Source organism: Embleya sp. NPDC050154 (genome assembly GCF_044460165.1).
In the GTDB taxonomy this organism is placed as follows: domain Bacteria; phylum Actinomycetota; class Actinomycetes; order Streptomycetales; family Streptomycetaceae; genus Embleya.
Window position 1 is genome coordinate 89324 of the sequence record NZ_JBITJP010000006.1, and the last position, 13365, is coordinate 102688.

Annotated in this window: 10 protein-coding genes and 1 pseudogene; 4 read left to right on the top strand and 7 right to left on the bottom strand. The window is 70.9% G+C overall.

Annotated features, from left to right (window positions below; translation table 11 throughout):
• Window positions 1–298 precede the first annotated feature (298 nt).
• Together ACIBSV_RS15095 and ACIBSV_RS15100 are read right to left on the bottom strand one after the other, a co-directional pair.
• A pseudogene (locus tag ACIBSV_RS15095) lies at window positions 299–1126 on the bottom strand (TIGR03619 family F420-dependent LLM class oxidoreductase); the annotation flags it as partial.
• A 719-nt stretch (window positions 1127–1845) separates the two neighbouring features.
• The gene (locus tag ACIBSV_RS15100; protein ID WP_395862944.1) at window positions 1846–2688 is read right to left on the bottom strand and encodes an EamA family transporter; all 843 of its coding nucleotides are present in this window, start codon (window positions 2686–2688) and stop codon (window positions 1846–1848) included.
• Between the two features lie 167 nt (window positions 2689–2855).
• On the opposite strand from ACIBSV_RS15100, the gene ACIBSV_RS15105 reads away from it, so the two are divergent.
• From ACIBSV_RS15105 to ACIBSV_RS15115, 3 genes are all read left to right on the top strand, one after another.
• The gene (locus tag ACIBSV_RS15105; RefSeq protein WP_395862946.1) at window positions 2856–3833 is read left to right on the top strand and encodes an ADP-ribosylglycohydrolase family protein; all 978 of its coding nucleotides are present in this window, start codon (window positions 2856–2858) and stop codon (window positions 3831–3833) included.
• A gap of 305 nt (window positions 3834–4138) precedes the next feature.
• A complete protein-coding gene (locus ACIBSV_RS15110; protein WP_395862948.1) occupies window positions 4139–4933 on the top strand; it encodes a hypothetical protein in 795 nt (264 codons plus the stop codon).
• Window positions 4934–5245: 312 nt separating this feature from the next.
• A complete protein-coding gene (locus ACIBSV_RS15115) occupies window positions 5246–6112 on the top strand; it encodes a hypothetical protein (protein WP_395862950.1) in 867 nt (288 codons plus the stop codon).
• Window positions 6113–6260: 148 nt separating this feature from the next.
• Here the strand turns inward: ACIBSV_RS15115 and ACIBSV_RS15120 are convergent, their stop codons facing one another.
• Window positions 6261–7259, bottom strand: coding sequence for a LacI family DNA-binding transcriptional regulator (locus ACIBSV_RS15120; protein ID WP_395862952.1), 999 nt, complete (start codon window positions 7257–7259; stop codon window positions 6261–6263).
• A gap of 280 nt (window positions 7260–7539) precedes the next feature.
• Window positions 7540–9324: a bifunctional metallophosphatase/5'-nucleotidase gene (locus tag ACIBSV_RS15125; protein WP_395862953.1), complete on the bottom strand. Its 1785-nt coding sequence runs from the start codon at window positions 9322–9324 to the stop codon at window positions 7540–7542.
• 240 nt (window positions 9325–9564) lie between these two features.
• On the opposite strand from ACIBSV_RS15125, the gene ACIBSV_RS15130 reads away from it, so the two are divergent.
• Window positions 9565–10377 (top strand): protein phosphatase 2C domain-containing protein, encoded by an 813-nt coding sequence (locus ACIBSV_RS15130; RefSeq protein WP_395862955.1) that lies wholly within the window; start codon window positions 9565–9567, stop codon window positions 10375–10377.
• 111 nt (window positions 10378–10488) lie between these two features.
• Here ACIBSV_RS15130 and ACIBSV_RS15135 read toward each other — a convergent pair whose 3' ends face one another.
• The 3 genes from ACIBSV_RS15135 to ACIBSV_RS15145 form a co-directional block, all read right to left on the bottom strand.
• Complete coding sequence (locus tag ACIBSV_RS15135; protein WP_395862957.1) at window positions 10489–10980, bottom strand: glutathione peroxidase; 492 nt, start codon at window positions 10978–10980, stop codon at window positions 10489–10491.
• 129 nt (window positions 10981–11109) lie between these two features.
• The gene (locus tag ACIBSV_RS15140; protein WP_395862959.1) at window positions 11110–12024 is read right to left on the bottom strand and encodes an NAD-dependent epimerase/dehydratase family protein; all 915 of its coding nucleotides are present in this window, start codon (window positions 12022–12024) and stop codon (window positions 11110–11112) included.
• A gap of 324 nt (window positions 12025–12348) precedes the next feature.
• Window positions 12349–12720, bottom strand: coding sequence for a hypothetical protein (locus ACIBSV_RS15145; protein ID WP_395863469.1), 372 nt, complete (start codon window positions 12718–12720; stop codon window positions 12349–12351).
• Between the last annotated feature and the right edge of the window lie 645 nt (window positions 12721–13365).

Sequence of the window (13365 nt, forward strand, 5' to 3'; positions counted from 1 at the left end):
TGGATTCGTGGTGGAGAGACGGGTCTTTGGTCCCGGTACCGAGTGACCTTTGTCCTGTGGCTCCGGTTCGAGCGGACGGATCCGGCGACGGATCCGGCTCCGTGCACATGTTCGCCGGCTCTGGGGCGGCTCGAGAACGGCCGACGAGGGGGCTCGCGCGTCGGGCTTCGATGGCGGATTGATCGCGCGTTCGATGTCGGTGTTCGTCCGGGGCCGCCTCATTTTGGCCGGCGGCTTGGGTACCCGGGGCGAGAAGGGATTCCGCCGGCGATTGGGTCTCGGCCGCGTGCCGGTGGGGTTATGGCTGGTGGGTGGTGAGGAGGGGGGTTATGGCTTCGAGGTGGGTGCGGTCGGTTTCGGGGGGCTGGAGGCGGGTGGGTTCGCGGTAGCGGGGGTCGAGGAGGACGTGGGCGATGCCGAGGGTGGCGAGGGCGGCCAGGTCGGTCTCGATTTGCGGGAGGGTGCCCTCGCCGGGGAGGCGGTCGGCGTCGGGGATCGGGGTGGTGGTGACTCGGAGTGGGGTGCGCAGGGTGACCGTGGGGGTTGGGCGGGCGGCCTGTTCGGCGGCGATGCGGAGGGCGGGGAGGCCCTGCTTTTCGAGCCATTGCGGGGTGACGCCCAGGGGGTGCCAGGTGTCGCCGTGGCGGGCCGCGCGGCGGATGGCGGCGGGGCTGTTGCCGCCGATCCACAGCGGTGGGCGCGGGGATTGGAGCGGGCGCGGGGCGGTGTGTACGCCGGTGAAGGAGGTGTGGGTGCCCTCGAACGAGGCGATGTCCTCGGACCACAGCGTGTGCAGCGCCGCGAGGTATTCGTCGGTGATCCGGCCGCGCTCGGCGTACGGGATCTTCAGCGCGGCGAATTCCTCCTCGGCCCAGCCGATTCCGATGCCCAGGACCAGGCGGCCGGCGCTGTATCGGTCCAGGTTGGCGGTCACTCGGGCGGTCGGCAGCGGGTCGCGGTAGGGCAGGATCAGCACGGTGGTGCCCAGCCGGATTCGCTCGGTACGGCCGGCCGGCCAGGCGAGTGCGGTCAGTGGTTCGCAGAAGGGCGCCGGGTATTGGGCGGCGACGTCCGAGGGGACCGCGATGTGGTCGGACAGCATGGCCAGGTCCAGGCCGAGATCCTCGGCATGCCGGACCTAGGTCAACATCGCGTCGGGGCTCGCGGTGGGCCCGTAGTTGGGAATGTTCACGCCGAATCTCATGTACGCCTCCGGGTTGGCCTCGATCGGTCGGCTACGTCGGACTGTCGGCAACACTGGCTTCGACTCGACCGTAGGGCCTGGCACTCGACTCGGGGCCGGGTCGAAGGAAGCCGATGCGGTATCGGGAGTGGGAGGCTGAAGTGGCGTTCGGCCGACACCGTCGCGGGCGGGTGGCGGACGACAGCAGGCGTGTGGCGGACGGCAACCCACGTGCTCGCCGGGTGGGCGCCGCCGGCGGGTCGCGCGGGTTGTGGGCATCGCGTCCGCCGCCGAGTCCGGTGTGCCCATGGGTCCGGTAGGCGACGACGGGACTCTCCGGCGGCCGAACGCGCCGTACCCGGGCCCGGGTTCGGACGCGCACAGGGCATCGATCGCGGCTTGGCAGGGGCGAAGTTCGTGCCGCCCACGGGAAGCGTTGCGGGCCGACACGCACTCGGGGTGGACCCGGGGCCTGCTTCGGCAGATCTTGGCGGGTGCCGGGGCGTGACCCCCATTGGGCTCCGCAGCGATCGGTGCCGTACGTCGGCGAAGCCAACCCATGCGGTTCGACTGTGTTCCGGAACGGCGAGTGCGGCGAGCAGCCCGAGGGGTGGATGCGGTGCCGGGTCTCGCGGAGCTCGGAGGGAGATTGCGGCAGCGGCCTAGGGGAGGTTGATCGCGGTTATGCCGGTGAGGACCAGGATGGTGGCTGCTATTCGGTGGCGGCCGTAGGTCTCGTGGAAGATCAGGGTGCCGATGATCGCGCCGAAGACGACCGAGGTTTCGCGGAGGGCGGCGATCGTGGCCAGGGTGCCTCGGGTCTGGGCCCAGATGACGAGGGTGTAGGCGGCGAGCGACATCGCGCCGCCGAGCAGGCCCCAGGCACGTTGCGGATTCGGGGTGGTGGTGGGGTCTCGGCGTGCGCGGAGGCGCAGGACCAGGATGGTCGGGGCCGATTCGAGAACGAACAGCCAGGCCGCGTACGACATCGCCGAGCCCGAGGAGCGCGCGCCGACGCCGTCCAGGACGGTGTACAGCGCTATCGCGCAGCCGGTGGCCAGTGCGGCCAGGACCGCGGTCGCCTCGCTGCGGCGCGGGATGCCGCCGGCCAGGGCGAGGACCAGCATGCCCGCCGAGATCACCACGACACCGACGGTCTGCGTCACGGTCAGGTACTCGTGCAGCAGGGTCACCCCGATCAGCGCGGTGACCCATGGGGAGGTGCCACGCGCGATCGGGTACACCTGGCCGAAGTCGCCCAGCCGATACGTCTCCAGCAGGAGCAGGTTGTAGACCACGTGCAGGGCCGCCGAGCCGAGCAGCCACGGCCAGGCGCCGGCGGCCGGGACGCCGACGAACGGCAGGCAGGACAGGCCGATGGCCAGGCTTGCCACCTGGATCATCACCATCGTCCCGAGCCGGTCCTTGAGCCCGTGCGCGAGTGCGTTCCAGGCCGCGTGCAATCCGGCCGAGCCCAGCACCGCGACGGTGACGGCGGGCGTCACGTGCGCTCGCGCGACGGCCGGGCCGGCGTACGGAGGGCATCGGTCACAGCGATGCCCCCGGTCGGAGCGGCTTCGTCGGTCCGGAGTCGGACGGCGCTCCCGGGCGCCCGGGAGCAGGTCATTCGGGGCATCCAAGCACGGGACATCCAAGCACGGAGGGCGGAATAATGACTGTCCATATGACGCACGCCTCCTACGAAGACGCCTCCTCCGCCCGCACTCCCTCCGTCCCCTCCACCCGCCGTACCCCCGCCGCCCGCGCCGCCTCCGCCCTCGCCTCGTTGCGCGGCCTCGCGCTGGGTGACGCGCTCGGCGCCCAGTTCTTCGTCCCCGACAACCTCCCGCACCTGGCCGATCGCAGCCTGCCGAGCGGCAGTTGGCCGTGGACCGACGACACCGAGATGGCCTGCGTCCTGCATGCCGAGTTGACCCGGCGCGGCACCGTCGACCAAGACGAGTTGGCCAAGTCCTTCGCTCACCGGCACGACTTCGATCGGGGCTACGGGCCTTCCACGAACCGGATGTTGCGACTGGTTCGCCAAGGCGGTGATTGGCGCACGCTGGCCGCCGAGCCCTTCGACGGCCAGGGCTCGTGGGGCAACGGGGCGGCGATGCGCGTCGGGCCGCTGGGCGCGTGGTTCGCGGACGACCTCGACATGGTGGCGGAGCAGGCCGCGTTGTCCGCCGAGGTCACGCACACCCATCCCGAAGGTGTCGCCGGCGCGGTCGCGGTGGCGGTCGCGGCGGCGGGCGCGGTGACCCTGGACCGGCCGGGTGCGGGCGACTTCGTGAGCTTCGTCCGCGATCGCACACCCATCGGGCTGGTCCGCGAACGGCTGGGCGCGGCACTGGATCTGGTGGACCGTCAGGACTCCCGCGCGGTCGGCCGGATGCTCGGCAACGGTCGCGAGGTGAGCGCACCGGACACGGTCCCGTTCGCGGTGTGGTCCGCGTCCCGGCACCTCGACGACTACCCGGCGGCCTTCTGGTCCACCGCGAGCGCGGGCGGCGACGTGGACACCACATGCGCGATCGTCGGCGCGATCGTGGGTGTCCGGGCCGAGTTGCCCGCCGAGTGGACGAGGCATGTGGAAGCGCTGCCGACCTGGTGGCAGGACGCGGTGGCGAACTCCCCGCTCAATTAGTTGGCAAAGTTCGCCGAGGTGCACGATGATGAGCGCGCTCTCGTCGCGACGCGCCGATCGGCACCAACTTGCCTTCGAGGCAGGCTGGTTCGCAACGCGTCGCGGAGAGTCCCGACTCGTTCGTCGCCGGCTGAACCGTCTTGTGGGGAGACGTGGTCCGGGCTGCGAGTTCGGTGTGTCGGCTTCCTGAAGGCTCCTGAAGGCCCGTCACACTCTCTTCGCGGCCCGCCGCGTCGTGCTCTCGCGACGCTTCGTACCGGCGTGGTGCGTCGGAGCGGGCCGCATTCCTCGGAGGAACCCGTTCCATGCGCACATCCATGTCTCGGCTGGGCTCGATCGTGATCACCGGTGCACTGCTCGTTGCGGCGACCGCGTGCGGTTCCGACGACGACAAGAAGGACAGCGGGAAATCGGCCGCCGGCACGCCGAGTTCGGCCACGCCGTCCGCGTCGTCCGCGCCGATTCCGGGTACGCCGGCGGCCGGCACGACGCCGCCGGCTGCCCCGGCCGCGGGCGCGGGCGCGGTTTCCGCGTTGACCGGCCCGCAATTGGAGAAGGCCGTACTCACCGCCGCCGACCTCCCGCAAGGCGTCTACCTGACCCGGCCCGCGGCCGGGTCGGACGACCGCGCGACCGCGACGCCCGCCGACTGCCAACCGCTCGTGGACCTGTTCCTGCCGAGGCAGGGCGCCACGAAGCCGGCCGCCGTCGCTCAGGCCTTCGTGTCGATGGGCACCCCGATCCCCACCGGCGTGATCGGTAGCGAGTTGTTCTCCTTCTCGGGCACCGACGCGGAAGCCGTGATGGCCAAGGGGCGCGCGGCCCTGAAGAACTGTGGGTCGGTGTCGATGAAGGACCCCGAGGGTGAGACCTCGACGATCAAGCACACCGAAATCGCCCACCCGAAGCTGGGCGACGACACGTTGGCGATCACCAGTTCACCCGAGGACGGCGGCGCACGCGCGTCGATCGCGATCCGGGTCGGCTCCACGCTGATCGTGATCAGCTCCGCGGACCTTTCCGGCAACGCCGCCAAGGTGCCGGATCTCGCTCTGGTCACCAAGCAGGTCGAAAGGATCACGGCAGCGGCGAAGTCGTGATTCCCGATGGGTCGGCGGTGGATGGTTGGCAAATGCAAGCAGGTTCCAGCATGATGTTGCCGCTCTCGTTGCGCCCCCTTTCGACCGGGCGGCCGCGCCCGGCCCGACACCGGCCGACGCTTCGCCTCCGGGGCGGCGAACTCCGCCCGATCCGGCGCCGGATGCCCTGCTCGTGGGTGGGATGAGCGGGCGGCCGGTCGGCCGCTGTTCCGCTTCCTGATGGCCCATCGGATCCCGATCGGCCCGATCGCCGTCCTCGTCCGGCGTTCGGGCCCCACCGGACCGACCGAGCTTCTCCGAAGGAAACCTCGTATGCGCAGAATCGTGATTCGGGTGGGAACAGCGGTGATCGCCGGGGCTGTGCTCCTGGCGGCGACCGCGTGCGGTCGCGACGAGGAGGCGTTGGCGCGCGAGTACGCGAACACGGCCACGCCCGAGGCGAAGGCCGCGGCGACACCGGCACCGTCGGGGACCGCGCCTGCGGGCTCCGCGCCGCCGGCTGCCGGGCCGCCCGCCACGGACTCCTCCCCCGGGGAACCTCCGCCCGCACAACCCCCCACCGACGAGTCGGCCGCCCCGCCCGGGAACGGCAACGGAACCGGCTCCGACCAGACCGCCCAATCCCGCCTCGACGCCGCCCTGTTGACCGCGGCGGAGATGCCGCCCGGCGCCTACGAGGCCGTCTCGAACGATCGCACCGAAGTCCGGGAGACCGCGCGGGACACCGCGTGCCAGCCGCTGATCGACCTGCTGCGCCCGGCCCAGGCCGCCGGCGCGCCCACCGCGTCCGCGCAGGCATCGGTGGCCAAGGGCAACCCGACACCGACCGGCTTCATCGTCGTCGAGTTGTTCGCCTTCACCGACGCCGGCGCGCGGAACCTGTTCGCCCAGGGCCGCAACGCGCTGAAATCCTGCGCGTCGATCACCTCCACCGACGCCGAGGGCGAGACGAGCACCCACGCGTACGCCGAGATCGCGCACGCCACCCTCGGCGACGAGTCGTTGGCGGTCGGGATGACCCCCGAAGCGGGCGGCGCGCTGGGCCAGATCGTGGTCCGGATCGGCTCGACGGTCGTGGTGGTCAGCAACGCGGACCTGTCCGCGACCACACCCGCGCTTCCGGCCGACGACCTCGTGTCCCGCCAGATCGCCAAGCTCACGGCCGCCCCGCGCGTCTGACCCGGCCGGCATCCCGGCATCCGGTCGGCGCGGCCCAAGCGCCGACCGGCGCCCACTCGACGCCCACTCGACGCCCGCCGGCACCGTCGGCACCCGCCGGCACCCACCACCGCGTGCGACACGCTCTCGACGGGCGCGCCGGGCACGGTCAGCTCGAGTCGCGGGCCCGCAACGTCATCCGCCACATGTCCAGATCGCCCTGGATCGCCCCCTCGCCGACCGCGACGATGGCCGCCGCCACCGCGCTCATCGGCTTCAACTCCTCGAAGGCGACCGAGGTCAGCCGGGGCCGGACCATCTCGCACAGGCTCAGGTCGTCCGTCCCGACGATGGCGAGTTGCTCCGGGATCGCTACGCCCACGTCGGCCAACGCGCCCATGAGCAGCGCGGCGTATTCGTCGTTGTAGCCGTACACGCCGTCGGGACGCCCCTCGGCCCGCCACTCCCCCGCGATCCGCGCGGCCTCGGCCGGATCCTCGGCCATCTCCACGACCCGCACCGTGCCACCCGCCGCCTCGGCCGTGGCCCGGAAGCCCTCGAGCCGTTCCAGGCCCATCTCGGCCAGGCCCGGCTCGCGCGGCACCACCACGGCGAGGTCGCGCCGACCCCGTTCGATCAGATGCTCGGCGGCCCGGCTGCCCGCCGCCTCGTGATCGGCCTTCAGAGTGAGCGCGACCGGCGCGGGGCTGTGGCCCAGGGCCACCACGGCGATCCCGCGCGAGGTCAGGTATTCGACGCCGTCGGCCGACATCCGCTCCGGCAGGACCAGCACCACCGCCGGGTTCAGCGCGCCCCACGCCTTCGCCGCCTCGATGCCGTGCGCGGCGGGATTGCCGTGGATCACCAGGGTGTGCCCCAGGGCGTGCAACTCGCGGGCCAGGCCGTCCAGGAAGCGCTGGATCAGTTGTCCGAACGGCACCACGTAGGTCGGCACGAGCACCAGATCGGTCCGCCCGCGCCGCAACGATCGCGCGTCCGAACGCGGCTCGTACCCCAACCCGGCGGCGACCTCGCGGACCCGGCGCCGGGTCTCCTCGGGGATGCGGCTGTCCAGGACGTCGTTCATCGCGTACGACACGGTCGCGCGCGAAACGCCTGCGGCGCGGGCCACATCGGCCCCGGTCGGGGGGCGTCTCGTTGTGCTCATGGGGCGATTGTCGCCCAGGTCGGGGCCGCACCGGGCACGTGGCCCGCCGCGCCGGTCCTCGTGTCGACGTACCGTCCCCATTGGCTGATTATGTGTCAGGAAGGCCGGCCGCACCGCGACCGGGCCTTCCTGACATCACTCGGCGAGTCTCACCCGCCGAAAGCGGCGAGAAGACTCATCCGACGAGCCTCACCCGACAAAGGCGACGGGGAGACCCATCCGACGAGCCTCCCCGCCGCACGTGGCGAGGAGACCCATCCGACGACCGTGGTGAGGAGACTCACCCGATGAAGGTGATCCGGTCCGCCGCCGGCGGCGCCAACGGCGCGCTCGCCGACGAGTGGGCCGCGAAGTAGGCCAGCAGCGCGTCCAGATCGGACCCGCCGACCAGCTTGTTCGTACCGGTCTTGAAGGCGGCGAAGCCGTCGCCGCCGCCGGCCAGGAACTCGTTCGCGCGGACCTTGTAGGTCGCGGCCGGGTCGATCGGCACGCCGTTGAGCTTGACGCTGCCCGCCACGATCTTCGCCGCGCCGGTCTGCGACCGGTCGGTCGTGTAGGTCAGGCCCTTCGATATCTGCAACACCTTCGGACTGGCCGCGTTGCCACCCGTGTACTGCTGCGCGAGCAGGTCGAGCACGGCCTGACCCTTGAGGTCCAGGGTCTGCATCATGTTGGTGAACGGCTGCACCGTGAACGCCTCGCCGTAGGTGACGACGCCGTTCCCCTCGCTGCCGGCCGCCGCGTATTGCAGGTCGGACCGGATCCCGCCCGGGTTCATGAACGCGATCTGCGCACCGCCCTTGTCGGCCGGCGCGGTCGCCTCCAACTGCGCGTCGGCGATCACGTCACCGAGCGGCGACTCGGGCGTGGTCGCGCCGCGTCCGCGGATGTCGCCGGAGATGTAGCCGATCGAGCGGTTGGACACCGGGGCCGCGAGCTTCTGCCAGTCGGCCAGCAGGCTGGTCAGGTCCGGGGCCTTCGGGGTGTCCCGGCGGACGACCGTGTTCGTCGCCTTGACCGACGTGCGCACGATGTCGCGGGTGCGCTTGTCGTAGGTGGCGTCGATCTTCGTGTACACCTTGCCGAACGAGGACGCGCTGGTGACCATCCGCGGATTCCCGGCCGGGTCCGGGATGTTGCACGAGTACGCCTGGTGCGTGTGGCCGGTGACGACCATGTCGATCGCCGGGTCCAGGCCCTTGGCGATATCCACGACCGGACCGGACAAGCCCAGGTTGCCGCCCGCGTTGCAGTCGTAGTTGTACGCGTTGTTCGCCGGCAGGCCGCCCTCGTGCAGCAGCACCACGATCGACTCGATGCCGATCAGCCGTAACCACGGCACGATGTTGTTGGCGGTCTGGATCTCGTCCTTGAACTTCAGGCCCTTGACACCTTCGGCAGTGACGATGTCCGGCGTGCCCTCCAGGGTCATGCCGATGAAGCCGACCCGCGCGCCGCCCACGTTCTTGACGGTCACCGGGGCCAGGATCGGCAGGCCGGTGCGCTCGTCGAGCACGTTGGCCGCGAGGTACTGGAAGTCGGCGCCCTTGAACTCGCGGCCCGGGGTGTAGCAGCCCTCGGTGGGGTGGCAGCCGCCCCACTGCATGCGCTGGAGTTCCTTCCTGCCCTCGTCGAACTCGTGGTTGCCCACCGAGGTGACGTCCAGGCCGACCTTGTTCAGCGCCTCGATGGTCGGCTCGTCGTGGAACAGGCCGGACAGGAGCGGGCTCGCCCCGATCATGTCGCCGGCCGCGATGGTCAGCGAGTTGGGGTTCTTCGCCCGCTCCGCGCGCAGTTGGGTCGCGAGGTGTTCGATGCCGCCGGCCGGGATCGCGACGGGCTTGCCGTCGGGACCGATCTCGGTGACGTTGCCCGCGGAACCCTGCGGTTCCTCCAGGTTGCCGTGCAGGTCGTTGAGCGCGAGGAATTGCAGATCCGTCGTGCCGGAGGGCCGGCCCTGGCCGGCGCGTGCGTCGGCGGTCGCCGTGCCGCCCATGGCGAGCAGGCTCGCGGCGACCAGGCCGGTGAGGGCGAGGCGACCGCGGCGTCGTCTAATCCCGAGCATGGGATCCCTTCCGATGGCGCGCAGTGGTGACGCGCGTAGAAATGGGGACTGTAGGTGTCACGAAGGCAGAGATTAGGGGCAGTTCCCCCACCGGGGGGAGACCTCACGCGAAACCGTTTCGTGAAACCGTCGTGAACTCGGGCGACCGCCGTGCGCACAGGGCATGATCAACCACCGTTTCCCACCCCCGGGCACTGGGCAGCCGTACGGCGTGGCACCTAAAAGGGAGGGATGTCCGCGATGCGCGTGGAATTCGCGACCGAACCGGGTCATCCGGGCAAACCGAACGAGGACTTCGTCGTCGCGGGACCGACGACGCTGGTGCTGCTGGACGGTGTGACGTCGAGTTCGGACAACGGGTGCAAGCACGGTGTCCCTTGGTTCGTCGAGCGGTTGGGCACCGCCCTGTTCACGCACAGCGGTGGCCGGCCGGACCGGTCTCTGGCCGAGTGTCTGCACGACGCGATCGAGGACACCTCGGCACTGCACGTGGACGGCTGCGACCTGGCCCGGCCGGACGCACCCGCCGCGACGGCGGTGGTGGCGCGCGTGGTCGAGGACCGGTTGGAGTACCTGGTGTTGTCCGACTCGACGCTGTTGATCGAGCGGGACGAGGACCTGACCGTGATCACCGACGATCGCCTGGACGTGATCGGCGTGGCCGCCCGCCGGCGCCGGGACGCGCATACGACCGGCACACCCGAGTACCTGACGGCGCATCAGGAGTACGCGGACACCCTGCGGGCGGCGCGGAACGTGGCCGGCGGCTACTGGGTCGCGGCGGCCGATCCGGAGGCGGCGGGCGAGGCGTTGACGGGCGGACTGGACCTGGGCGAGGTACGCGCGCTCGCCGTGTTGAGCGACGGGGCCAGCCGGCTGGTCGACCGGTTCGGGCTGAGCGACTGGGATCGACTGATGACCACGCTGCGGCACTTCGGGCCGGCCGAGGTGTTGGCGCGGGTCCGGGCAGCGGAGGCCTCCGACGCGGACGGCACGCGCTGGCCGCGCGGGAAGCCCTGCGACGACGCGACGGCGGTGTGGGCTCTGGTGTAACCGGCCCCCGCGGATGCGCGCCGGACGCCGGACCGCGCCCCGATCCGGCCCCGAACGTCGAACGTCGGTCGGGTCGTCGACGACCCGACCGACGTTCGACGCGCCGCCGGACTATTTCGGCAGCACGCTCTCGATCGCGGCGATCAGGTTCGGATCGTGCGGGTCGGTCTGCGGCCGGAACCGACCCACGATCGCGCCGTCGGCGGAGAGCAGGAACTTCTCGAAGTTCCACTGCACGTCACCCGCGCCGCCCTCGGCGTCGGAGGCCGCCGCGAGCACGTCGTAGAGCGGATGCCGGTCCGGTCCGTTGACGTCGATCTTCTCGGTCAGCGGGAACGTGACGCCGTAGGTCGTGGAGCAGAACTCGAGGATCTCCTCGGCGCTGCCCGGCTCCTGACCCATGAACTGGTTGCAGGGCACGCCCACGACGGTGAAGCCGCGCGCGCCCAGTTCCTTCTGGAGTTCCTCCAGGCCGGTGTACTGCGGGGTCAGGCCGCACTTGGACGCGACGTTGACGACCAGTGCGACCTTGCCCTCGGTGACACCGCCCAGGGTCGTACGCTCCCCCTCCAGCGTGGCGATGGGGGTATCGAGGATGCCCATGATCGTTGTCCTTCCTGCGTGGTGCCGCTCGCAGCGACGCGATCCGATGACGTGGAGCGCTCCGAGACGGCGCGAGTAAGACCTGAAGACTCGACGCTATCGAGCACAGCGGTAGGCTGCCCGACCGCGTCAGGCCGAATCACCACGCCGTGTGGCGTACACATCCGCCAGTCCCGCGCGCCACCCCACCGCGCACGGACCGGTGATCGCCGCGCGCTTGCCGGTGTCCTGCACCTGACCGCGCAGCGTGCCCGGTTGCTCGCGCACCACCACCTCGGCCGGCAGGCCGCTCAGATCGGCCATGTGCGCCGCCCAGTCCTGCACGCTCACCGGCTCGTCGCCGCCCCAGTTGACCACCGTCGCGGGGGTGGACGCCGCGTCCAGCAGGGCCGCCGTCTGGCTGTTGATGTCGTCCTGGTGGATCGGGCTGTACATGCACGGATCCCAGCGGGTGACGATCGGTTGCCCGGCCAGCACCGCGTCCAGGTGCATCGTCGGCAGGCCGCCGCCCGGGCCGTAGGAGGCGTTCATCCGGGCGATCACCACCGGGAGGTCGAACGCGCGGGCGCAGTAGCGCGCCACCGCCTCCTCGGCGGTCTTGGAGACCGAGTAGGTGGGCGCGTGCGAGACGTTGGCGTCGCCGAGCGGGTCGGTCTCACGGAAGACGTGCATCGGGTCGGGATGCGGCTTGAGCACCGACGCGGTGGACATCACCAGCGCCGCCTTGGCCCGTCGACAGTGCTGGAGCAGCAGCCCGGTGCCCTCCGCGTTGACCCGCAACGCCTCGTCGTAGTCCAGCCCGGGACCCTGGAAGGTGGCCAGGTGCAGGACATGGGTGAAGTCCTCGGGCAGGTCGCCGAAGTCGCCCGAGCCCAGGTCGACGGCGCGCGTGGTCACGCCCAGCGCGTCCACCCGCTTGCGGTCCTCGGCGTTCGAGAAGCGGGCGATGCCCCATACCTCGTTGTCCCGGGCCAGGTACTCGGTCAGCGGGTAGGCGATCTGGCCCGCGGGGCCGGTGATCAGGATCTTCTCGCCGGACAGCATGCGGCTCCTCGGGGACTCGGGTACGCGATCCGTAACGGATCCGGCTGCGATCCGTACGCGAAGTACGACGTCGAGCTTCGACGGTACATCTGACGTACCGTCATATCCGAGACGGAGCAGGGAGACCAGAGCGGTCGCACGTGGCCCCGGACACCCTCGCACGTGGTCCCGAACACCCGCGCGCGGCTTGCCGGGCACCCTCGCGCCGGTCCCCGGACACCCCGATGGCGCCCACCGCACGGGGGTGGCGGGGGCGCCAGGGGTATCGAGGATGGGTCTGCGGGCCCCGACGGCGGGCCTCGAACGCGCCGCCGGGGCGCGAACTCAGACCTCGATCTCCTCCTCGATACGCTTGAGGCTGTGTCGGGCCAGCGCGAGGTTGGCGCGGTCCTTCATCAGCACGATGTAGAGGAACAGGCCCTTGCCGGCCCGGCCGCTCAGCGGCCGGATCACGTGGTACTGCTTGCCGAGCGTGATCAGGATGTCCTCGATCTGGTCGCCGAGGTGCAACATCTCCATCGTGCGCATCTTCGCGCGCATCACGTCGGTGTTTCCGGCGGCGGCCACGTTCAGGTCGAGTTCCTTGCTGCCGCCGAGAATTCCGAGCGCCATTCCGCTCGTGTAGTCGACGAGGGCCACACCCACGGCGCCCTCGATCGTCATTGCTTCCTTGAGGGCCGTTTCCATACTGGCCATGATTGCCTCCGGGGCGATCGGCGGTGCGGCTTTCCGGTGGACTCCGACAGGCTCGTCCTCGGGCACTGCTGCGACACCCGGGGTCGGCGGCCCGACCGGGATCACCGCGATCGGGTCGGCGTCGACTGCTGCGTTGGGATCGGCCTCGATTGCTTCGATGACATCCGCCTCGGTCACAGGGGTCCACTCGGTGTCGGACCCGGTCGGCAGGTCGCCTGATCTGCGCCGGGACGGCCTCGACCTTCGCGGGGGTTGTGCCATCTCCGCCCAACTCCTCGCGATCGGGCTCCTCGACGTCGAAGCCCGGGCGGGTGAACCCCGCCGGCCCGCGTCCGCCTTGGCCCGCACCGGCACCGGATCGCCGCGGCCGAACACGGGCGTCGCCGAGGGCGCCCGTGCGCCGATACTCACAACCTCCGTCGAATTCACGCCCCCGCCGCTCAAGTCACGCGCCCCTTCCCCCTGTGTGCGCCCGTTCTTTCCGCGCGCCCGTACTTTGCGCGTTGCCCGTATCTTGTGCGTCTGTCGCGGGTCCGGAAATTCGAGTTCGACTGCTTCGAACTCGACCTCCCGGACTCACTGAACGGCAGCGTAGAAGCAGCTCGAAGAGCCCTGCGGCCAATATTCGATTAATTTCCGGAAACC